Annotated in this window: 16 protein-coding genes; 11 read left to right on the forward strand and 5 right to left on the reverse strand. The window is 63.6% G+C overall.

The window, feature by feature from the left end; all coding sequences use genetic code 11:
- The first annotated feature begins 309 nt into the window (after window positions 1-309).
- Window positions 310-852, forward strand: a complete 543-nt coding sequence (locus ACU5AZ_RS12500; protein WP_446822686.1) for a M15 family metallopeptidase — start codon at window positions 310-312, stop codon at window positions 850-852.
- Between the two features lie 110 nt (window positions 853-962).
- Here the strand turns inward: ACU5AZ_RS12500 and pcaF are convergent, their stop codons facing one another.
- From pcaF to ACU5AZ_RS12515, 3 genes are read right to left on the reverse strand one after another with little or no spacing between them, the layout of a single operon-like run.
- Complete coding sequence (pcaF, locus tag ACU5AZ_RS12505) at window positions 963-2,165, reverse strand: 3-oxoadipyl-CoA thiolase (protein WP_446822687.1); 1,203 nt, start codon at window positions 2,163-2,165, stop codon at window positions 963-965.
- 47 nt (window positions 2,166-2,212) lie between these two features.
- The gene (locus ACU5AZ_RS12510) at window positions 2,213-2,902 is read right to left on the reverse strand and encodes a CoA transferase subunit B (protein ID WP_446822688.1); all 690 of its coding nucleotides are present in this window, start codon (window positions 2,900-2,902) and stop codon (window positions 2,213-2,215) included.
- Window positions 2,899-3,606, reverse strand: a complete 708-nt coding sequence (locus ACU5AZ_RS12515; RefSeq protein WP_446822689.1) for a 3-oxoacid CoA-transferase subunit A — start codon at window positions 3,604-3,606, stop codon at window positions 2,899-2,901. The genes ACU5AZ_RS12510 and ACU5AZ_RS12515 overlap by 4 nt, the downstream gene beginning before the upstream one ends.
- A 149-nt stretch (window positions 3,607-3,755) precedes the next feature.
- Between ACU5AZ_RS12515 and ACU5AZ_RS12520 the strand changes: the two genes are divergently transcribed.
- The 4 genes from ACU5AZ_RS12520 (at window position 3,756) to ACU5AZ_RS12535 (ending at window position 11,620) form a co-directional block, all read left to right on the forward strand.
- Window positions 3,756-4,511 carry an IclR family transcriptional regulator domain-containing protein gene (locus tag ACU5AZ_RS12520; protein ID WP_446822690.1) on the forward strand — a complete coding sequence of 252 codons (756 nt, stop codon included), beginning with the start codon at window positions 3,756-3,758 and terminating at the stop codon, window positions 4,509-4,511.
- A 92-nt stretch (window positions 4,512-4,603) separates the two neighbouring features.
- Window positions 4,604-4,990, forward strand: a complete 387-nt coding sequence (locus tag ACU5AZ_RS12525; RefSeq protein WP_446822691.1) for a DUF6165 family protein — start codon at window positions 4,604-4,606, stop codon at window positions 4,988-4,990.
- 91 nt (window positions 4,991-5,081) lie between these two features.
- Window positions 5,082-10,109, forward strand: coding sequence for a tetratricopeptide repeat protein (locus tag ACU5AZ_RS12530; RefSeq protein WP_446822692.1), 5,028 nt, complete (start codon window positions 5,082-5,084; stop codon window positions 10,107-10,109).
- On the forward strand, window positions 10,106-11,620 hold the full coding sequence (locus ACU5AZ_RS12535; RefSeq protein WP_446822693.1) for a tetratricopeptide repeat protein: 1,515 nt from the start codon (window positions 10,106-10,108) through the stop codon (window positions 11,618-11,620). The genes ACU5AZ_RS12530 and ACU5AZ_RS12535 overlap by 4 nt, the downstream gene beginning before the upstream one ends.
- Here ACU5AZ_RS12535 and ACU5AZ_RS12540 read toward each other — a convergent pair.
- Complete coding sequence (locus ACU5AZ_RS12540; RefSeq protein WP_446822694.1) at window positions 11,611-12,801, reverse strand: glycosyltransferase family 4 protein; 1,191 nt, start codon at window positions 12,799-12,801, stop codon at window positions 11,611-11,613. The two genes, ACU5AZ_RS12535 and ACU5AZ_RS12540, sit on opposite strands and share 10 nt — an antisense overlap.
- A gap of 214 nt (window positions 12,802-13,015) precedes the next feature.
- On the opposite strand from ACU5AZ_RS12540, the gene ACU5AZ_RS12545 reads away from it, so the two are divergent.
- From ACU5AZ_RS12545 to ACU5AZ_RS12560, 4 genes are all read left to right on the forward strand, one after another.
- Complete coding sequence (locus tag ACU5AZ_RS12545) at window positions 13,016-15,244, forward strand: peptidase domain-containing ABC transporter (RefSeq protein ID WP_446822695.1); 2,229 nt, start codon at window positions 13,016-13,018, stop codon at window positions 15,242-15,244.
- A complete protein-coding gene (locus ACU5AZ_RS12550; RefSeq protein WP_446822696.1) occupies window positions 15,216-16,571 on the forward strand; it encodes an HlyD family type I secretion periplasmic adaptor subunit in 1,356 nt (451 codons plus the stop codon). Before ACU5AZ_RS12545 ends, ACU5AZ_RS12550 begins: the two co-directional genes overlap by 29 nt.
- Entirely contained in the window at window positions 16,568-17,890 is a 1,323-nt protein-coding gene (locus ACU5AZ_RS12555) for a tetratricopeptide repeat protein (protein WP_446822697.1), read from the forward strand. The genes ACU5AZ_RS12550 and ACU5AZ_RS12555 overlap by 4 nt, the downstream gene beginning before the upstream one ends.
- 133 nt (window positions 17,891-18,023) lie before the next feature.
- On the forward strand, window positions 18,024-18,746 hold the full coding sequence (locus ACU5AZ_RS12560; RefSeq protein ID WP_446822698.1) for a sulfate transporter family protein: 723 nt from the start codon (window positions 18,024-18,026) through the stop codon (window positions 18,744-18,746).
- On the opposite strand, the gene nth is transcribed toward ACU5AZ_RS12560, so the two are convergent.
- Complete coding sequence (gene nth, locus ACU5AZ_RS12565) at window positions 18,736-19,503, reverse strand: endonuclease III (RefSeq protein WP_446822699.1); 768 nt, start codon at window positions 19,501-19,503, stop codon at window positions 18,736-18,738. The genes ACU5AZ_RS12560 and nth overlap by 11 nt on opposite strands.
- Before the next feature lie 25 nt (window positions 19,504-19,528).
- Between nth and ACU5AZ_RS12570 the strand changes: the two genes are divergently transcribed.
- Both ACU5AZ_RS12570 and ACU5AZ_RS12575 read left to right on the forward strand, forming a co-directional pair.
- Window positions 19,529-20,026 carry a DUF2244 domain-containing protein gene (locus tag ACU5AZ_RS12570; protein ID WP_446822700.1) on the forward strand — a complete coding sequence of 166 codons (498 nt, stop codon included), beginning with the start codon at window positions 19,529-19,531 and terminating at the stop codon, window positions 20,024-20,026.
- 79 nt (window positions 20,027-20,105) lie between these two features.
- Complete coding sequence (locus tag ACU5AZ_RS12575) at window positions 20,106-20,987, forward strand: methylated-DNA--[protein]-cysteine S-methyltransferase (protein WP_446822701.1); 882 nt, start codon at window positions 20,106-20,108, stop codon at window positions 20,985-20,987.
- The last annotated feature ends 8 nt before the right edge of the window (window positions 20,988-20,995 follow it).

Genomic DNA, 20,995 nt, shown 5'->3' on the forward strand with positions numbered 1-20,995 from the left:
CAGAACCTACGGGCCAGGCAACAACTGCCCGACAGGAGAGCCGGCGTGACGCATTCGGGGACGGGGAAATCCGGGTGCAACCAAGTGGCGGACCTAGACGCCGGCTCTCCTATCTCTTCCTCCCCAGCGGGAAGCTTTAGTTTCCTTTTCCCATTTCCCAGCGGTGACGCGGCGCGAAGAAACTCCGTGCTGCCCTTCATCCTTACAGGATTAATACACTTATTAGTTGCTATAATTGTTTATGCAATCTTTAATTGATTTATCGGGCAGCCCTTTGCTATCCTGCAGGCAGGAGTGGAGGGACAGGATATGGCAATCTCTTTGAATGGCTTGGATCCCGCATTCAGGGCCAAGGTTAATGACCTGCTGCATGTCTTGAACAGCCTGGGCGTCGAAATGCGCCCTTATTTTGGACTTCGCACGGTGGAGGAGCAGGCGCGTCTTTGGCGCCAGAGCCGGAGTACAGAATCGATCAATCATGAAATCGGCAGATTGAAAGCGTCCGGTGCACCTTTTCTGGCGGACGTGCTTAATCGGGTTGGACCGACGCATGGCCCGCATGTGACCAATGCTCTTCCCGGCCTGAGCTGGCATCAATGGGGCGAAGCTATCGACTGTGTGTGGATAACCGGCGGGGTGGCCGAATGGTCAGCCTCCAAGCTTGTCAATGGTGTCAACGGTTACAAACTGTACGCCACAAAAGCAAAGGAAGCCGGGCTCAATGCCGGCGGCTTCTGGAGCAGCTTCAAGGATTGGCCGCATGTGCAACTTCGACAGTTTGGTTCGCCTGCCGGCGCGGGCATGACGTTCCCCGAGATCGACGCGGAAATGAAGAAACGCTACGGCCCCTGATTTTCCACAGCGGCCAAGTGAGAAAAGACCGGACAGGAACCCGGCGGACGCTAATGCGACGGGTTCCTGTCCTGAGTTTCCTCCCACCGGTCGGGTGTGGAGGGGGGAAATCAGACGCGTTCGGTGGCGATCGCGATGCCCTGGCCGACGCCGATGCACATGGTCGACAGTGCGTATCTGCCGCCTGACAGCGACAGTTCGAGTGCCGCCGTGCCGGTGATGCGGGCGCCGGACATGCCGAGCGGATGACCGAGGGCGATCGCGCCGCCGTTCGGGTTGACGCGCGGATCGTCGTCGGCGACGCCCAGTTCACGCAGGACGTAGAGGCCCTGGCTGGCGAATGCTTCATTGAGTTCGATGACGTCGAACTGGTCGATCGTCATGCCGAGGCGGGCGATGAGCTTCGTGCTGGCCGGAGCGGGGCCGCAACCCATGACACGCGGCGGAACGCCGGCTGTCGCGCCGCCGAGAATGCGGGCGATCGGCGTCAGGCCGTGCTTCTTCGCGGCGGCTTCGGAGGCGATGATCAGGGCGGCTGCGCCGTCATTGACGCCCGAGGCGTTGCCGGCGGTTACGGTGCCTTCGGGGAAGAGCGGCCGCAGCTTCGCGAGCGCCGCCATGTCGGTTCCGGCGCGCGGATGTTCGTCCTTGTCGATGACAAGCGGGTCGCCCTTCTTCTGCGGAATGGTGACGGGCACGATTTCCTTCGCGAGGCGTCCATTCTGCTGGGCAGCCGTGGCTTTCGCCTGCGAGCGAACGGCCATGGCGTCCTGGTCTTCACGGCTGACGCCGAAGTCGCGGGCGACGTTCTCGCCGGTTTCCGGCATGGAGTCGACGCCGTAGAGCCGCTTCATCTGCGGATTGACGAAGCGCCAGCCGATGGTCGTGTCGTGGATTTCGGCGTGGCGGGAAAAGGCGGTCTCGGCCTTCGGCATGACGAAGGGCGCGCGGCTCATGCTTTCCACGCCGCCGGCGATCATCAGTTCAGCCTCGCCGGCCTTGATGGCGCGCGCGGCCGTCATGATTGCGTCCATGCCGGAGCCGCAGAGACGGTTGATGGTGGTGCCCGGCACCGGAACCGGAAGGCCGGCCAAGAGCGAGGACATGCGCGCCACGTTACGGTTGTCTTCACCGGCCTGGTTTGCGCAGCCGAAGATGACGTCTTCGACAGCTTCGAAATCGACGCTGGAATAGCGCTCCATCAGCGCCTTCAGCGGGATCGCGCCGAGATCGTCGGCACGGATGGAGGAGAGCGATCCGCCGAAACGGCCGATCGGCGTGCGCAGATAGGCGCAGATGAAGGCTTCAGTCATGATGTCATTCCTCAATGCGTTTGGTCCGGCGCGGTACCGGTCAAGGATCAGAGTTCCGGGACGACGAGATCGGCGACCGGGCCGTCGGTGTAAAGCTTGGCGCCGGTCATGGCCTGAAGTTCGTCCATCGTCATGGCGGCGAGCTTTTCGCGCACCACGAAGTGTCCGTCCTTGACGTCGATGACGGCATGGCTCGTATAGATCCGTGTGATGCAGCCGACGCCGGTCAACGGGAAGGAGCAGCGTTCGACAAGCTTGGGCTCGCCCTTCTTGGTGACGTGCTCGGTGATAACGATGACCTGCTTTGCACCGTGGACCAGATCCATGGCGCCGCCGACGGCGGGGACGCCCTTGGAACCAACCCGCCAGTTGGCGAGGTCGCCGTTTTCAGCCACCTGGTAGGCGCCGAGAATGGCGACGTCGAGATGGCCGCCGCGGACCATCGCGAAGCTGTCTGCGTGGTGGAAGAATGCCGCGCCCGGCTTCAGCGTTACCGCCTTCTTTCCAGCGTTGATCAGATCCCAGTCCTCTTCGCCTTCGGCCGGAGCCTCGCCGAAGTTCAGGATGCCATTTTCCGTGTGGAAGATCGCCTGCCGGCCCGGCGGCTGGAATTTCGCGACCATTTCCGGAAAGCCAATGCCGAGGTTCACATAGGCGCCGTCGGCGATATCCTGCGCTGCGCGCCAGGCGATCTGGGCGTTGGAAAGCTTGATGTCTTCTCGCGTGTCGACGGTCATACGTAGGCCACTCCGGCTCGGATGAGCTCTTCTTCCTGTTGCGGGTTCTGCACTTCGACGATGCCGTCGACGAAAATGCCGGGGGTGACGACATGTTCCGGGTCGATGCCGCCGGCCGGTACGATCTTCGAGACCTGGGCGATGGTCTTGGCTGCGGCCATGCACATCAGCGGGTTAAAGTTGCGACCTGCCTTGTTGTAGGTGAGATTGCCGTAGGGGTCGCCGAGCTCCGCCTTCACGATCGCGAAGTCGGCCTTCAGCCATCGCTCCTGCACGTATGACCGGCCCTCGAATTCGGCGATGACCTTGCCTTCGGCGATTTCCGTGCCGTAGCCGGTCGGTGTGTAGAAGGCCGGGATGCCGGCGCCGCCTGCGCGGATGCGCTCGGCGAGCGTGCCTTGCGGCACCAGTTCGAGTTCGATTTCGCCGGCGAGATACCTGTCGGTGAAGGCGCGTGGATCGGACGAACGCGGGAAGGAGCAGATCATCTTCCTCACCATGCCGGCGTCGATCATGGCGGCAATGCCGATCCGTCCGTTGCCGGCATTGTTGTTGATGACCGTGAGGTTCTTCGGCCCCTTGTCAATCAGGGCGTGGATGAGTTCGATCGGCGCGCCGGAGCCGCCAAATCCGCCAATCATCACCGTGGCGCCGTCGCCGATGCCGGATACGGCCTCAGCCAGACTTGCAATTGTCTTGTCCATCTAATCCTCCGTCCCGGCATATCCTGTCTGTCGCCGGGAATGCTGGCCATTGAAATAATCCAAACAACGGAAGGCGGCAATGGATTATGTGCGATAATTGACATTTGTTCGTATATCGCACATAGTGAGCACAGAACTGGAGAGCGGTTGTGCGGGAAACGGATTTTCTGGGTGGTTTCGCCAAGGGTTTGAGCATCATCGAAGCCTTTGGCGGCGATCAGCCAAGGCTGACGATTGCGGAAGCCGCCAAGCGCACGGGCCTTGATCGGGCCACGGCGCGCCGGTGTCTCTTGACCCTTTCGGGTCTTGGCTATGCCGATTACGACGGCAAGTTCTTCGCGCTGACGCCCAAGATTCTCCGGCTTGGGCAGGCCTACCTGTCGGCAACGCCCCTGCCGGCCATCGTGCAGCCACATCTCGACCGGCTTTCGGAAAGGGCCGGGCAAAGCGCTTCGGTCTCGGTGCTGGACGGAACGGAAATCGTCTACGTGGCGCGCGCTTCCCTGAAAAAGATCATGTCGATCAGCCTGATGCCGGGAAGCCGCATGCCGGCCTACTGCACCTCGATGGGGCGGGTGCTGCTGGCAGCACTTCCGGAGGCGAAGGCGCGTGAGGTGCTGGAGCATTCGAGCCTTCAGGCCCGCACGCCGCTGACGAAGACCGGCGTGGCGGAAATCATGGCCGAACTTGCGAAAATCCGGGCGGCGGGCCATGCGGTCATCGACCAGGAGCTCGAACTCGGCCTGTGTTCCATCGCCGTGCCGCTCATCAATGCGCGCGGCGAGACAGTCGCAGCGCTCAACATCGGCGCGCCCGCAACCAGCGCATCGGCGGCAGACATGCCCGTGCTCTATCTGGAACAGTTGACCGAAACACAGCAGGCGCTGCGTTCGATATTGCGCTAGAGGTTGGCCAGTTTCGCAAAAGCGATTCCTTTTAGTGTGAGCCCACATTCGCCCGGCATGACGCAGGGACGATTCGCATATCGAGGACTGCAATGATTGAAGTGCCCGTTTCCTATGGCGAACTGATCGACAAGATCACCATCCTCGAAATCAAGAGCGCCCGGATTGCCGACGACGGCAAGCTCGCCAATATCCGCAAGGAACTGGCGCTTCTCGAGGAAAAACTCGGTGATACGGCCAAGGTGCCGGCGGTCGAGGAGATCCGCGCCGCCCTGTTCGACGTCAATGAGAAGCTATGGGACATCGAGGACGCCATCCGCGACTGCGAGCATGCGGGCAATTTCGGTCCCGAATTCGTCAAGCTCGCGCGCGCCGTTTATGTAACCAATGATGAACGCGCGGAACTGAAGCGAAGGATCAACATTGCCCTTGATTCCGCGATCATTGAGGAAAAATCCTATAAGCCCTACAAGGCTTGACAGGCATTGTGACCGCGTCGCCGGTCATGCATGAGTTTTGGTGGGTCGGCCCGGCGTCGACTTTATTGGTATCGAGGGAATATTGCGGACGGTGGCGGTTCAAGGCGCCCTGCAGGATTGTGTGAAGCTGATCGGCGCCGGCAAGGCGGCCGAGGCCGTGGCGAACCTTCAGGCGCTTGCGGATGACAACCCCGACGACGCCGACGTGCATCATTATCTCGGCCTCGCCCTGCATCTTTCCGGCCGCTCCGAGGACGGCATCGCGGTTCTGCAAAAGGCAGCGGAGCTGGAACCCGACAATGCCGCCATTCATCAGAACATGGTCTTGCCGTTCCTGTCTACCGGCGATGTTGCCGCCGCGATCGCCGCGGGAGAGCGATCTGTCGCGCTCGCGCCACGCAGTCTCGGCGCCCGTGTCAATTTCGTCCTGGCGCTGACGCGCGGCGGCGACTGGCAGAAGGCCGCGGCGGCCTGCGAGGAGGCCCTTTCCGCCTTCCCGGACAATCCCGCCCTTCTCACCCAGATGGGACATATCCTCCTGCAGCTGGACCGGAGCGCGGAAGCGGAACAGCACTTGCGTCGGGCGCTTGTCCTCCGTCCGGAAGAACACGAGGCGAGCTATAATCTCGGCGTCCTGCTGCAGCGCCAGGGCAGGAACGAGGAGGCGGTCGAGCATTACCGCCAGACGCTTTCGGCCGATCCGCGCCATATGGGGGCCATCATCAACGGAGCCGTCTGCCTGCGCAATCTCGGTCGTGTGACGGAGGCGCTGGCCGCGCTGGAAGGGGGGGCGCTCAACCCGGAGACCTTCCCCGCGCTCGCCTATAACATCGCCTGGACGAAACTCTTGCTCGGCCGGTGGAGCGAGGCCTGGCCCGATTATGAAAAGCGCGTCGCGGTTTTGCCGCAGCCAACACGCGCGACCGTTTCCGAGGCGCCGCTCTGGCGTGGCGAGGATCTGACCGGCAAGACGATCGCTGTCCTGCACGAACAGGGGCTGGGTGATACAATTCAGTTTATTCGCCTTTTGCCGCTGATCGGTGAGCGGGCGGAAAAGGTGATCTTCGTCTGCCAGCCGCAGCTGCACGCGCTGCTCAGGACCTTTCCGGCATTTCGCGACAATCCCGAGCGGTTTCAGCTCATCGCAGACGGCGCGGCGGCGCTGCCGACACACGATTATCAAGTGCTGCTGATGTCCCTGCCGGGTTTGCTCGGTTTGCAGCCGGATCAGCCGAATGGCGGCTTTCCCTATCTTTCCGCCGAGCCCGAGCGCAAGGACAAATGGGCGGCCTTTCCCGAGCGCCCAGAGGGTACGGCAAGGCCGCTCAGGATAGGATTGTCCTGGCAGGGCAATCCGAATGCGGCGACCGAGCGCGGACGATCGGTGCCGCTTGAACAGTTCGTGGCGCTCGGCGCGCTCGGCGAAGCCGTGGAGTTCATCTCGCTGCAGAAGGGATCGGGTGCGGATCAGCCGGTTCCCGACGCTTTGCGCCTCCTGAAACCCGGTCCAGATTTTGATACCGGACCGGATGCCTTTCTTGATACGGCCGGTCTCATCGCATCGCTCGACATCGTCATCACATCCGATACCGCGATTGCCCATCTGGCGGGCGCGATGGGGCGGCCGGTCTGGCTCATGCTGATGGCCGCTCCCGACTGGCGCTGGGGTCTCTCCGGCGAATTGACGGCCTGGTATCCGACCATGCGCCTTTTCCGACAGGAGACACAGGGCGACTGGGCCGACGTCATGGCGCGGGTCGCGGCGGACCTCAAGGCGCTTGCCGAAGCGCCGCAGCCGATCGATCCGGATCCGGGCACCGTGGCGCTGGAACAGGCGATCGCCGTCAACCGGCGCGGTGATTTCGCAGGCGCTGCTAGGCTCTACCGTCACCTGATGGCGCGGCGCGGACGGTCGGCACAGCTTCTCAACCTGACGGCCATGGCGGACCTGGAAGCCGGAGGCCGCAGTCGCGAGACAGCGCTCGCTTGCCTGCCCCTGGCGCTGCAATCCCTGGCGCTCGCGCCGGCGGTCACGGATTTCTGGAGCAATCTTTCCATTGCCCTCGACAGTGCCGGTTTTCTGCGGGATTCGGAGCGTGCGCTGGTCTTCGCGCTGAAGGTCGATCCGGCTCATATTCCATCGCATTTGTCGCTCGTTCGTAGGGAAATTGCCGCCGGCCACGCGGAAGGGGCGCTATCGCGGGCAAAAGCGCTGCTTGCCCATCACCCGGACAACCTCGCGGTGCTTTCCGCCTATGCCAATGCCTGTACCGCGATCGAGCGGCCGGACGAGGCGGAGCGGGCGCTTGCAAAGGCCTGCCGGCTGGCGCCGAAGGACAGCAAGCTCCTGGTCCAGTGGGGGGCGGCGCTCCTGGCGCTCGACCGGACCGAGGAGGCGGCGAGGGCCTGGGAACGGGCGATCATAGCGGATCCCGCCAATTCCGATGCCTGGAACAATCTCGGCGTCCACGAGCGTAATCACGGCGAACCGGATATCGCGGTCTGGCTGCAGCGCCAGGCGGTGGCGGCAAAGCCCGGAAATGCGGAAGCCTGGTCCAACCTCGGCGTCAGTGAAATGGATGCCGGCCATGAAGAGGAGGCCATTTTCTGCTTCCGCCGGGCAATCGACATCCGGCCCGGGTACCCCGATCCGAAGATGGCGCTCGGCATGGCGCTGATGAACAGTGGCGATCTCACCGCCGGCCTGCCGCTCTACGAGGAGCGGCTGAATGTCGGCGTGCTCGGTCTCGGCGCGACGCGGCCGAAGCTTGCCGAGTGGACGGGCGAGGACCCGGCGGGCAAGAGCTTTCTTCTTCTGGCCGAACAGGGGTTCGGCGATGCCTTCCAGTTCGTGCGCTATGCCGCGGTTCTGAAAGAACGCGGCGCCGCCAAGGTCTTCGTCGGTTGCCGGGGCAAGATCGCCGCGCTGATGGCCGGTGCGAAGGGCGTCGACGGTGTCGTGCGCGAAGGCGACCGGTTTCCGGCGACCGATTACTACGCCTTCATGATGAGCCTGCCGCTGCGTTGCGGGACGCGGGTCGAAACCATACCGAGCTATCCAAGCTACCTGACGGCGGATGATGAGCGGCAGACGCGCTGGGCCGAATGGCTGAATGAAAAGCCCGGCTTCCGGGTCGGCATCGTCTGGCAGGGTAATCCGGATCCGAAGGTGGACCGCGGGCGGAGCTTCCCGCTTGCGACCCTTGAGCCGCTGGCTGAGGTCCCCGGCGTGCGGCTGATCGCGCTGCAGAAAGGGCCGGGCGAGGAGCAGATCGCGGCACTTGCCGGCCGCTTTGCCGTGGACCAGCCGCCCAAGGACTTCGACAGCGGGCCGGACGGCTTTGCCGATACTGCGGCAATGATGATGAACCTTGATCTGATCGTCACCTCGGATACCGCGACGGCCCATCTGGCGGGCGCGCTCGGCAAGCCGGTGTGGATCCTCTTGAAGGCGAAAGCGGAGTGGCGGTTCCTGCGCGGCCGTTCGGATTCGCCCTGGTATCCGTCGGCGCGGCTGTTCCGGCAGGTTGCCGGCGAAACCCCGGCCTCGCCCTTTGCCGGTGCGGTCGGCCGTCTTGCCGCCGAGCTCGAAAAACTGGTCCGTGGCGACCGCTCGGTCCTGTTCCGCGCGCAGGCCGAGCCGGAGGCGACAGCACCGGCCGCAAGCGAGCGCGAGCAATTTGCCGCCGCCATCCGCGCCCATGTGGCCGGAAAGACGGCGGTGGCGCGCAAGGGTTATGCCGCTCTCCTCAGCAAGCCGAGAACGGAGCCGGAAGCCCTGCACATGCTGGGCGCGATGGCGCTGGAGACGCAGAATTTCGCACGCGCTCATCTCTTCTTCCTGAAGGCACAGGAGAAGGGGCTGAAGACCCGCGAGTTCCGCACGAACTTCGCCATCGCACTGCGCAATCTCGGCATGGTGGCGGAAGCCGAGGCGATGTTGCGCGGGTGCCTCGCCGAGAAGGAGACGGCGGAAGCGCAGATGACGCTCGGCAACCTGTTGCGCGACGATGGCCGCTTCGCCGAGGCGATCGCCGCCTACGAGCGGGCGATTATTCTCAGGCCGGAGATTTCCAAGTCGCATCGCGGCCTCGCCAATGCGCTGAAGGATGTCGGCCGGACCGACGCAGCGATTGATGCCTTCAACAAGGCTTTGGCGCTGGCGCCGGGCGATACGGAGACGCTCATCGACCGGGCGCATGCCTATCTGCAGAAGGGCAATCTGCCGGCAGGCTTCAAGGACTACGAGCACCGCTTTTTCGGGCTCGAGATGAAGGACCGGAAGCTGGCAATTCCGCGCTGGCGGGGCGAGCCGGTCGGCGACAAGGTGTTGTTCGTGCATGGCGAACAGGGGTTCGGCGACCAGATTCAGTTTGCCCGGTTTGTCGTCCAGGCCTGCGGCATGGCCGGGCGCGTGATCCTCGAATTGCGCGAGCCCTTGATCCCGCTGTTTAAGGCGCTGCCGGGCACGGAGACCATGACGATCATCCGGCAGGGCGTCGATCCGGTGCCGTCGGCGGATTTCGAGATTCCGATGCTCAGCCTGCCCCTCGTCTTCGGCACGACGCTCGAAACGCTGCCGCCGCCCGTGCCCTTTGCCGTTGACGGGAATGCCGTGGAACGGTGGCGCGCAACGTTCGGCGGCAAGGGCAAGTTTCGCGTCGGCCTCGTCTGGCAGGGCAATCCGAACGCGCGGGCCGACAATGGCCGCTCGCCGCCGCTGAAAAGTCTCGCGCCGCTTTTCGAGCTTCCGGACATGCATTTCGTGGCGCTGCAGTTTCGCGACGGTCTCGACCAGCTGCGCGACGTTCCGTTTGCCGATCGCATCGAGGCGCCGGGCGAAACGCTCGGTGATTTTGCCAGCACGGCGGCGGCAATGCAGGCCCTTGATCTCGTCATTTCGTCCTGCACCTCGTCTCTGCATCTCGCCGCAACCCAAGGCCTGCCGACCTTCGGGCTGTTGAAATACAATGCCGACTGGCGCTGGATGCGTGACCGCTCCGACAGCCCGTGGTACCCGAAGCTCAGGCTCATTCGCCAGCCGAAGATGGGCGACTGGGACAGCGTCGCGGACAAGGCGGCGACGGCGCTGAAGAGCTTTGCGGAGTGGCGGCGATGACGGGCCGTGAAGACGATAGCGCACTATTGAAGCGCGCCTTCGATCTGCACACGGCAGGTGATTTCCCGGCGGCTCTAGATATCTATGAAGCGCTGCTTAGTGAAGCACCCGACCATCCCGACGCGCTGCGTCTGGCCGCCTCGGCCAGGCGTTCTTCAGGTGATCTCGCCGGCGCCCTCGCGTTCTTCGAGAGATTGACTGCGTCAGAGACCGCGCAGCCCGAGGTGTGGTTCAATTACGGCAACGCGCTGGCGGATGCCGGCCGGTTCGAGGATTCGATAGCCGCCTATCAAAAGACGATTGCCGCCGGTAATGCGACGGCGGAGGTCTATGCCAATCTCGGTATCGCCGAGGTCGGGCGCGGCGATCATCACGCGGCCATTGCCGCCTATCACACCGCGCTCGGTCTGGATCCGCGCCACAAGACGGCGATGCACAATCTCGGCAATGCGCTGGTCGAAACCGGCGACCTAGACGCTGGCATCGACATGCTGCGCCGGACCGTCGCCGCCTATCCGGAGCTTGCCGAGGCACGCTACAATCTCGCGCTGGCGCTGCTCAGGGCCGGCGACTTTTCGGCCGGCTTCCGCCAGTACGAATGGCGCTGGCGGACGGAGAAGTTCCCGGCGAGACCGCGTCACACCGAGATTGCCGATTGGAACGGTCGGCCCTATCCCGGCAAGACGCTGCTCGTGCATGCGGAGCAGGGCCTCGGCGACACCATCCAGTTCGTGAAACTGTTGCCGCTGGCGCGCTCGCTTGTCGGCCGGCTCGTCCTTCAGGTCCCGGACAAGCTTGTAAGGCTCCTGTCGAGGGTTCAGGGCTTCGACACTATCGTCGGCGAAAGCGAAGATCCCGGGGCCATCGACCTGCAGTCGCCGCTGCTCGGCCTGCCGCATCGCCTGCAACTGACGCCCGGCAGCATCCCGGCCGCCCGGTTCCATCTGACCGCCGAGCCGGAGCGCGTCCTTCACTGGCGCAAGACGCTGCGGCTTGATGGCGGTGCGAAAGCGCTGGGCTTCGTGTGGAAGGGCAATCCGAACTCGCCGGTCGAGCGTGGGCGCAGCCTTACCGGACCTCGCGAGCTTGCACCTTTCGCCGACTTGCCGGATGTGCGGCTGATCGCCCTGCAGAAGCTGGCGGCAGGCATGCTGGAGCGGGCCGACACGCCCTCGGGCTGGAAGGTCGGAGGGCTGGATTTTGTGCTGGAGCATCCGGGACCGGACTTCGATGCCGGAGCGGACGCATTTGTCGACACGGCCGGTATCATGGCCAATCTTGCCGGTTTTGTATCGGTCTGCACGGCGCCGCTGCACCTTGCCGGGGCGCTGGGCGTGCCGAGCGTGGCGCTGTTGAAGGCGGCGGCCGACTGGCGCTGGATGACGGACCGGGACGGTACGCCCTGGTATCCGTCAATGACGCTCTGCCGCCAGACGCGGCCGGGCGAATTCGCCCCCACGATTACCGCTGCCGCGGATATCGCGAAGGGCTGGCTTTCCGCTCAGAGATAGCCGCTGACGATCGCCTTCATCTGGTCGGCGGTGCGCGACCAGGAGTAGCCGGCAAGCTTGGCCGCACCGCGATCGCCGCGCCGGCGGGCGTCTGCCCGATCGCGATAGGCGCGCTCCAGCATATCGTCGATTTCCTCGACATCGCTTTCACCCCAGCCGGCGACCGATCCGACGCCGCCACCGCTACCGTCCACCGGTGCCTGCTTTTCCAGCGCGTAGCAGTTGTTGCCGTCGATCAGGTCGAGATGGCCGGTGTTGGCCGACAGGATCGCCGGCACGCCGCAGGCCATCGCCTCCATGGCGACGAGATTGGTGCCGCCTTCCGACCGATTGGGGAAGACGGCCACATCCATCTCGCGCAGGACCGGCGCCATCAGCGCATTCGGGATGGCGCCGAGATCGAGGAACTGGTTGCGGGCGATGCCGTTCGCCTCGGTCCAGGCGGTCTGGTCGACCTTGCCTTCGGGTGTGAATGGCAGGGGCGCGGCCATGCCGCTTTCGTCCAAACTTTTGGCCAGCTGCGGCCAGGGGCTGTGCCAGGCCGCGGCCAGCAGCGCGTCGGGATGGCGTTTGGCAAAGCGCGCGAAGGCGGCGACCACGAGGTCCTGCCCCTTGCGCCGCTCCAATTTGCCGCCGGTGAAGACGAGGAAGCGATCCTTCAAGACGCCCTGCTTCTGGGCGGGATGGAACAGGGTCTGGTCGATGCCCTGGATGACCGTCTTCACATTGGTGAGCCCGTAGGCGCGCAGAATCCGTTCGTTCCAGGTCGAGCCGGTGACGATCAGCGGAAAGGACCGGGCCCGCTCAAGCACGTCGTCGGACAGTTGCGGCACTTCGAAGAAGACGACGCCGAGGTTCGGTGCGCCTTGCAGCATCACGCCATGGGCGCCGGGCATCGTCTGGAAATCGTTGCCGAGGCCGACGAGAACCGGTGCGTTGACGCTGGTCGGCTTGCCGGCGCGGTCTTCCAGCCGTTTCACGAAGTCGATGGACGCCTTGAAGAACGGCGACAGCGCCTGCTGGCGCAGGGGATCAACGGCGATCTGGTCGCCCCGGAGCGGCAGCGAGCAGACCGGCTCGAAATCCGGGTCGGCCGACCAGTTGAGGGCGAGGTTGAGACCGTAGATTCCCCAGCCGAAGAAGCTGGAAATGCCCCAGTGAATGATGACCGGCTTTCTCATCGGCTCCCGAAAATGCTGTCCGCTTTCCCCGCGCTTATCCCGCGGCAATGTTGCGTGGCGCTGACGTGCGCGCCCGAATTGCAGGTAGCGCACAAAAACGGCGGAGAATCCAGCATCGCGAAAGCTTCCACACATAGGGTCGAACCCAAATGGGCAGGATGCCCTCTCTCTTTTCCCTGTTTTCCTTCCGGAAGACGCCTAGAGGTAGTCCAGAATGAGTGAAACGGATCGGGATCCGACAGCAGACCGCTCGGTGAGTTCCCCCTTCAAGGCACTGGTGCTTGCCGGACGCAAACTGGGCCTGTCGCTTTCCCTCGAGCAGATACAGCGCGATTTTTCCGATTCGGGGCGTTTGCCGGAACTGCCGGCGCTTGCCGAGATCGCCAAGGAACACGGCATGAAGAGCCGAGTGCTGAAGGTCACCTGGCGCGTGCTGAGCCAGCTCGACCAGAGCATTTCGGCGATCATCTGCCTTCGTGACGGCACGCTTCTCGTCTTCGATCAGTATCTGAACGACCCGGTCACGCCGCAGGTGGTGCTGCGCGATCCCAACGATGCCGTTCACGGCAAGGTCGCCGTCGACCAGGTGCGCCTGGAACAGGTTTGGGACGGCAGTGTCGTCCTCTTCAAGAAGGCGCCGGTTCTCCACCATTTCGACGAGGAAGATCCGGAAGAGTTCAATTTCAGCTGGATGACGCGCCAGGTGTTCAAGGAGCGCCGGCTGTTCCGGGACATCCTGATCGCCGCCATGTCGCTCGGCGTCCTGTCGCTCGTGCCGTCGATCCTCTACCTCGTCGTCATCGACAAGGTTCTCGTCCATCATCGCATCTCGACGCTCATGATGATGGTCATCGCCATCGGCGTCGTGCTGGTCTTCGACATGGCGCTCAGCTACCTCAAGCGAATGATGTCGGCGGTGGCGACCGCGCGCATCGACGTCCGCCTCAACCTCTACATCTTCAACCGCCTGTCGCGTCTTCCGATCGAATTCTTCGAACAGAACCCGACCGGCGAGATCGTTCACCGGCTGGGCGAGGCCAAGCGCGTGCGCGCCTTCATCACCGGCCAGCTGTTCGGCACGATGCTCGATCTTCTGTCGCTGATCGTGCTGATCCCGGCCATGTTCCTGCTGTCGCCCGTCCTGTCCTTCTGGGTGCTGGGCATCGCCGCCATGATGTCGCTGGTGCTGGTCATCTACATGGGGCCGATCCGCAAGGCCTATGCGCGGGTGATGAAGTCGGAACATCAGCGCACCTCCATGCTGATCGAGACGATCAACGGCATCCGCACGATCAAGTCGATGGCGCTGGAAGGCCGCAAGCGGCGCGAATGGGATCAGCGGGTCGCCGAATCCGTCCGCTCGCAGACGGAACTGCTTAACCTCGCCAACCAGCCGCAGACGCTGCTGGCACCGCTCGAAAAGCTGATCTATGCCGGCTCGCTCTGCATCGGCGCCTATCTCGCAATCTCGTCGGACAGTGCGGTGATGACCGGAACGCTGGTCGCCTTCACCATGGTTGCCCAGCGCGCGACCCAGCCGATCGTGCAGCTGGCTGCGCTCATGCAGCCGCTTGAAGAGGCCCGGGCGGCATTGAAGCAGGTCGGATCGATCATTAACCGTCCGGCGGAGCGCGCTTCCGGCAGCGGCGTGCGCCCCGTGCTGAAGGGCGAGATCGAATTCGAGGACGTGCGCTTCACCTATGCCGGCGGTTCGCAGCCGGCGCTCGACCAGATCAGCTTCCGCGTGAAGCCGGGCGAGGTCGTCGGCATCATGGGCCGGAGCGGTTCGGGCAAGACGACGGTGACGCGGCTCCTGCAGGGCCTCCACGCCAGTTATGGCGGTCTTATCCGCATGGACGGCGTCGAGTTGAAGGAAATCGACCTCTACCACCTGCGCTCCAATGTCGGCGTGGTGCTGCAGGAAAGCTTCATGTTCAAGGGCTCGATCCGCGACAACATCACCGCCGGAAAGCCGGATGCGCTGCCGGAAGAGATGATCGCCGCCGCGCAGCTTGCCGGTGCCGACGAGTTCATCGAGCGGCTGCCGCGTGGATACGATACCATGCTGGAAGAAGGCGCGACCAACCTATCCGGCGGCCAGCGCCAGCGCCTGGCGATCGCCCGGGCGCTGATCTCCAATCCGCCCATTCTTGTCTTCGACGAGGCGACCAGCGCGCTCGATCCCGACAGCGAGGCGATCATCATGGGCAATCTCAACGAGATCGCCCGCGGGCGCACGGTTCTGATGATTTCCCACCGCCTGTCTTCGCTCGTCAACTGCGACCAGATCCTGATGTTCGAACGCGGACGCTTGAGGGATTCGGGCCTGCATGGCGACCTGATGAAGCGGTCCCCCGATTACCGGTATCTGTGGAACCAGCAGAACCGCCACATGATGATGGATGCAAAGAGCAATGTTCAAGGCCTTAACGCTGTTGCCTGACGATGCCGATGCGTCGCAGAATGCGGCCTCGGAGTTCATATCGGACAGTGCGGAAATCCTGAACGCAGCCATTCCGAAGGCTGCGCGGATGACCGTGACCGTCGTCGCGGCCTTTGTCGGCGTCGCCATTCTCCTGTCGATCCTCATTCCGATCGAACGCGTCGTGTCGTCGACCGGGCGCATCATCTCGGAAGCCCCGCACGTCGTCATCCAGCCGATCGAAACGTCGATCGTCCGTGAAATCCATGTGCGCGAAGGCCAGCGGGTCAACAAGGGCGAGATTCTCGCGACCCTCGATCCGACCTTCTCTGAAGCCGACGCCACCTCGTGGCGGCGGCAGGTCGGGGCGCTGAAGGCGGAAATCGAACGGCTTTACGACGAAGTCGACGGGCGTCCGTACCGGCCGCTTGGCAACGACCTCTTCACCGAACTGCAGCAGCGCTATTACAGCGCCCGCAAGTCGCAATACGATTCCGCCATCACCAACCTGAACGGCAAGGTGGCGGCCATCGAAGCGCTGCGCAGGCAGCTTTCCTCGGAACTGCATCTCTTCGGCCAGCGGCTGGATATCCTCAAGCAGACAGAGGCGATGAAGGCGTCGCTGGTCGAACGGCAGGCGATCAGCAAGATGGAACTGCTGCAGGTGTCGGACAACCGCCTGGAACTCGAGCGGCAGATCGCCGGGATTCAGGGGCAGCTTTCAACCAGCGCCAACGACCTCGAGAGCGCCAAGGCGGCGCGGGACAATTATGTCCAGCAGTGGCGTTCGGACGCCATGCAGCAGCTCGTCAAGCAGCAGGGCGAACTGAACTCCGCCATGGAACAGCTCTCCAAGGCGGACAAGCGGCATGAGCTGATCGAGATGCGAGCGCCGCAGGACGCGATCGTGCTGCAGGTCGGCGACATCTCCGTCGGCTCGGTCGTCGAGACCGCGCAGAAGATGTTCATCCTCGTTCCGTCCGACGCGAAGCTGGAAGTCGAGGCCGAGATCTCGACTTTGGAACAGGGCTTCGTCCATCCCGGCCAGGAAGTCGAAGTGAAGCTCGATGCCTGGCCATTCGCCAAGTACGGCGGACTGAAGGGCTCCGTGCGGTCGCTGTCTGCCGACAGCGTCACCGTCGGCAAGAACAACGACAGCAACGGCAAGGCCGTCTATCTGGTCAAGATCGACCTGGAGAGCCCGAACCTTGATTCGAGGCCTGACGGCTACGGGCTCGTTCCGGGCATGACGCTGACGTCCGACATCGTCGTCGGCAAGAGAACGCTTGCGGGCTATCTGTTCGAGCGCGCAAGCCCTGCATTGACTGAAGGAATGCGAGAACCATGATGGATCTTTTCGTGCGGAAGATGACCTTCCTCGACAATTTTATGTTCAAGCGTGCGTGCAAGTATATCCGCAGGGGCGAACTCGTGCAGGGCGCTCGGCTTTTGAGCCGGATCGGTTCGCATGGCCATCGCGACGCAGCTTACGAACTCGCCAAGCTCTACGAGAGTGGCAAGGGCGTGATTGCCGATATCGGCCGCGCCCGTCACTGGGCCAGGCAGGCGGCCGACGCGGGGCATGCGCGCGCCATGGTGCGGCTGGCGCGGCTCTACCTGATGCAGCCGAACGTGCCGGCCTACAAGGGGGCTGCCGCCAACCTGCTGCAGTCCGAGCTGGAAGACCTGGAAGCGCGCCCGACGGAAGCGCGGCTCTACGCCACGCGCGCCGCCATGGCCGGCAGCATCGAGGGCATGGCACTTGCCGGATACCTCTGCGCCTCCGGCATCGGTGGCGAGGTGGATTACCGCACCGCCTGGATCATGTATTCCAAGGCCGCGGATGCCGGCAATGTCGAGGCCAATCTCGGGATCGGCACGCTGATTGCCAGCGGCAAGGTCGGCAATCCGGACTACGAGAAGGCCGAACGCCACCTGAAATTTGCCGCAGACGCCGGCAACATGACCGCGCGCCATTATCTGGCGGTCCTCATGCTGCAGGGGCACAGCAAGGAAGGCGACGTGCAGACGGGCCTTCGCATCCTCGTCGCCTCCGCGATGAAGGGCCATCAGGTTTCCATCGAGGAACTCGCCAAGTACTACCTCGATCCCGAGCACAAGGATCGCGACCGGCAGATGGGCATGCGCTGGCTGGTCTCGCTTGGCCGCATGGGACATCACCGCGCCTGCCGCGAACTGGTGCAGCGCTATTCCAAGGGCGTTGACGTTGCGCCAGATCCCTTCGAGGCCATCGCCTGGCTCGAAAAGGGTGCCGAAGCCGGCGATGTCGCAGCGCAGTTCCAGCTGGCGATCCAGTATACGCTCGGCCGGCTGACGCCGCTCGACAACGCGCGTGCCCGCCAGTGGTTCAAGAAGGCCGCCCAGAAGGGGCATACGATCGCGATGGTCAATCTCGGCCGGTTCATGATGAGCGGTACCGGCGGATCGGTCGACATCAAGGGCGCCCGCGAGTGGCTGGAGAAGGCCTATGAGATGGGCGAACAGGCGGTCTTTCCGGCGCTCGGCGAGCTTTACGCATTCCGCACCGATCCGCCGGATTACGAAGCGGCCCGGCTGGTGCTGGCGCGGGGCGCGCAGAGCGGCGACGCCCTCTCCCGTCAACTGCTCGGCAAGCTGGACGCGGTGCTCAAGGAGCGCGCGGCCTGATATCGGTTGCGATGCCACGCCGTTTCCCGTTGCAAAGGCCCGCTTTACCGCGGGCCTTCTTGCTTGAGGGAACCGGCATGCCTACATGGCGTTCATCGATGAGGGTTACCCACACGAAGACAGGAGACGGACCATGATCCTCGAGGCGGCCAGGCTGGGCCTTGTCAATCTGCTCGCATCCGAGACGCGCGGCGTCTTCTGGAAAGTGCTCGGGCTGACGGTGCTGGTGCTTGCGGCCCTGTGGCTTGCGGTGCGCGAGAGCTTCATGGCCTATGCACTGCCCTGGATCGAGAGCTTCCTGCCCGGCATTCCCGACTGGGCCGGCTGGCTCGCCTTCGTGTTCGGCATTCTCGCAAGCATCGGTCTGGCACTGTCGTTTGCCTTGCTGATTTCACCAGTGACGGCTCTGATTGCCGGGCTGTTTCTCGACGATGTCGCGGAGGTGGTCGAGCAGCGCGACTACCCGACCGACACGCCCGGCACGGCCATGCCGCTCGGCGATGCGATCCTGAGTTCCGTCAAGTTCCTCGGCATCGTCATTCTCGGCAACCTGTTTGCGCTCATGTTGCTGTTCATCCCGGGCGTCAACCTGGTCGCCTTCTTCGTCGTCAACGGCTATCTGCTGGGGCGGGAGTATTTCGAATTCGCCGCCACGCGTTTCCGGACCCACAATGAGGCGCGGCAGTTCCGGGCCAAGCACGGCTCCACGGTGTTTCTCGCCGGCCTGCTGATCGCCGCCTTCCTGGCCGTGCCGATCGTCAACCTGCTGACGCCGCTGTTTGCGGCCGGCATGATGGTGCATCTGCACAAGCTGCTGAGCCGCAAGGATCCGTCTTTCCCGGCAATCACTCGATGATCTGGCTGGGTAGCTCGACGAGCGGCGCCGGGATGTCGCAGGTCTTTTCCGGCGACTTGCAGATGTCGGCGATGACGCAGCGCTCGCATTCGGGCTTGCGCGCCTTGCAACAGTAACGGCCATGCAGGATCAGCCAGTGGTGGGCGTGGAAGAGGTATTCCTTCGGAATGATCTTTTCCAGGACGTCCTCGACCTGGTCCGGCGTCTTGCCCGGTGCCAGCTTGATCCGGTTGGCGATCCTGAGGATGTGTGTGTCGACGGCAATGGTCGGAATGCCGAAGGCCATGGACATCACGACGTTGGCCGTCTTTCGGCCGACGCCGGGAAGAGTGACCAGCTCCTCTCGCGTCCGTGGCACCTCGCCACCGAAGTCGTCGATCAGCTTTCTCGACAGGGCGATAACGTTCTTCGCCTTGTTGCGGAAGAGGCCGATCGTCTTGATGTAGCCGATCAGCCGTTCTTCGCCGAGGTCGAGCATTTTCTGCGGCGTGTCGGCGATCTTGAAAAGTTCCTTCGTCGCCTTGTTGACGCCGACGTCGGTTGCCTGCGCCGAGAGCGCCACGGCGACGACCAGCGTGAAGGGATTGACGTGGGCGAGTTCGCCTTTCGGTTCCGGACGCTGGATCGAAAACCGGCGGAAAATCTCCTCAAGCTCGGTGCGGGAATAGGCAGTCAACTGCCGTCGCGGCTTTGTGATTCTGCGTGCCGTTGACTTTTGGGTCGCTTGGGTGCTGGATTTGGGAGACGATTTTGCCATGAATCCTCTATAGTCAGCCCCGACGATGGAAAGCAACGCGGAAAATGTGAACGAACAGCCGGTCTTTGCGGCCGTGCTCATGCCCTATCGCTCGCTTGGCGGCAAAGGGTTCAGGGTGCTCCTGACCCTGACTTTCGCCATGCTGGCGCTGCAGGCGGCTCTCTTCATGACGACCGGCGCCTGGCCGGTGGTGATGTTCTGCGGGCTCGATTTCCTGCTGCTCTACGGCGCCTTCTGGCTGAGCTACCGCTCCGGCCGGGCGCGCGAGGAGGTCAGCGTGTCACGCACCGATCTTTCGATCCGCAAGTTTGCGCCATCGGGCCGGATGCGCGCCCAATACCGCTTCAATCCGTTCTGGGCGAAATTCCGCGTCGACCGGCACGAGGAGTTCGGCATCCTGTCGATGCATGTGAGCGGCGAGGGACGGGCAACCGATATCGGCTCCTGCCTCAATCCGGAGGACCGCGAGAGCTTTGCCAAGGCTTTCAAGGGGGCGCTGGCGACCGTGAAGCGGCGGCTTTGAGCTTTTTTCATCTTTGCAGGAATCGGGTGGCTGGCAAGGCCAGGCCGTGGTCTGATCGGACACGATCAGGAGATTTGCCATGACCATGAAGATCGCGAAGGCGCAGGACATCACGCCGGACGGAACAGACTATGAGACTGTCTGCCGCGTCATCGAAATGCTGACGGAAGAGTATCAGGAACAGCCGTCACTGGAGGCGATCGCGGTGCGCCTCAAACAGTCGCCGACGCAATTGCAGAAGACGTTCACGCGCTGGGCGGGGCTTTCGCCGAAAGCCTTCCTGCAGGCGGTCACGCTCGACAATGCCAAGCGGCTGCTCGGCGACGAGGGCATGCCGCTTCTGGAGACGTCGATCGAGCTCGGCCTCTCCGGACCGGGCCGCCTGCACGACCTGTTCGTCACGCATGAGGCGATGTCGCCGGGGGAATGGAAGGCGAGGGGTGGCGGTCTGGTCATGCGCTACGGCTATCATCCGTCTCCATTCGGCCTGGCCTTGATCTTCGTGACCGACCGCGGCCTTGCCGGGCTTGCTTTTGCCGATGCGGGCGGGGAGAGAGACTGCTTCGACGACATGGCGCGGCGTTGGCCGAATGCGCGGTTCGTTGAGGATTCGAGTGCGACGGCGCCTTATGCCGCCCGCGTGTTCAATCCGTCCGCCTGGACCGGCGAGCAGCCGCTGCGCGTCGTGCTGATCGGGACCGATTTCCAGATCCGCGTCTGGGAGAGCCTGTTGAAGATCCCCTTCGGCAAGGCGGTGACCTACAAGGACGTCGCCGGCGACATTGGCCAGCCGAAGGCGTCGCGGGCCGTCGGGGCCGCAATCGGCCGTAATCCGATCTCCTTCGTGGTCCCTTGTCACCGGGCGCTCGGCAAGGGCGGGGCGCTGACCGGCTATCACTGGGGGCTGACCCGCAAGCGGGCGATCCTCGGCTGGGAAGCGGCGCAGTCGGAGACCGGCTAACCGTCAGG

Source organism: Rhizobium sp. PAMB 3182 (assembly GCF_052908355.1).

What these genes read in the sequence shown, in the direction of transcription:
- ACU5AZ_RS12500 (WP_446822686.1), top strand. Translation starts at nt 310, where the DNA reads ATGGCAATCTCTTTGAATGGCTTGGATCCCGCATTCAGGGCCAAGGTT.
- pcaF (WP_446822687.1), bottom strand. Translation starts at nt 2,165, where the DNA reads ATGACTGAAGCCTTCATCTGCGCCTATCTGCGCACGCCGATCGGCCGT.
- ACU5AZ_RS12510 (WP_446822688.1), bottom strand. Translation starts at nt 2,902, where the DNA reads ATGACCGTCGACACGCGAGAAGACATCAAGCTTTCCAACGCCCAGATC.
- ACU5AZ_RS12515 (WP_446822689.1), bottom strand. Translation starts at nt 3,606, where the DNA reads ATGGACAAGACAATTGCAAGTCTGGCTGAGGCCGTATCCGGCATCGGC.
- ACU5AZ_RS12525 (WP_446822691.1), top strand. Translation starts at nt 4,604, where the DNA reads ATGATTGAAGTGCCCGTTTCCTATGGCGAACTGATCGACAAGATCACC.
- ACU5AZ_RS12535 (WP_446822693.1), top strand. Translation starts at nt 10,106, where the DNA reads ATGACGGGCCGTGAAGACGATAGCGCACTATTGAAGCGCGCCTTCGAT.
- ACU5AZ_RS12540 (WP_446822694.1), bottom strand. Translation starts at nt 12,801, where the DNA reads ATGAGAAAGCCGGTCATCATTCACTGGGGCATTTCCAGCTTCTTCGGC.
- ACU5AZ_RS12545 (WP_446822695.1), top strand. Translation starts at nt 13,016, where the DNA reads ATGAGTGAAACGGATCGGGATCCGACAGCAGACCGCTCGGTGAGTTCC.
- ACU5AZ_RS12550 (WP_446822696.1), top strand. Translation starts at nt 15,216, where the DNA reads ATGTTCAAGGCCTTAACGCTGTTGCCTGACGATGCCGATGCGTCGCAG.
- ACU5AZ_RS12555 (WP_446822697.1), top strand. Translation starts at nt 16,568, where the DNA reads ATGATGGATCTTTTCGTGCGGAAGATGACCTTCCTCGACAATTTTATG.
- ACU5AZ_RS12560 (WP_446822698.1), top strand. Translation starts at nt 18,024, where the DNA reads ATGATCCTCGAGGCGGCCAGGCTGGGCCTTGTCAATCTGCTCGCATCC.
- nth (WP_446822699.1), bottom strand. Translation starts at nt 19,503, where the DNA reads ATGGCAAAATCGTCTCCCAAATCCAGCACCCAAGCGACCCAAAAGTCA.
- ACU5AZ_RS12570 (WP_446822700.1), top strand. Translation starts at nt 19,529, where the DNA reads ATGGAAAGCAACGCGGAAAATGTGAACGAACAGCCGGTCTTTGCGGCC.
- ACU5AZ_RS12575 (WP_446822701.1), top strand. Translation starts at nt 20,106, where the DNA reads ATGACCATGAAGATCGCGAAGGCGCAGGACATCACGCCGGACGGAACA.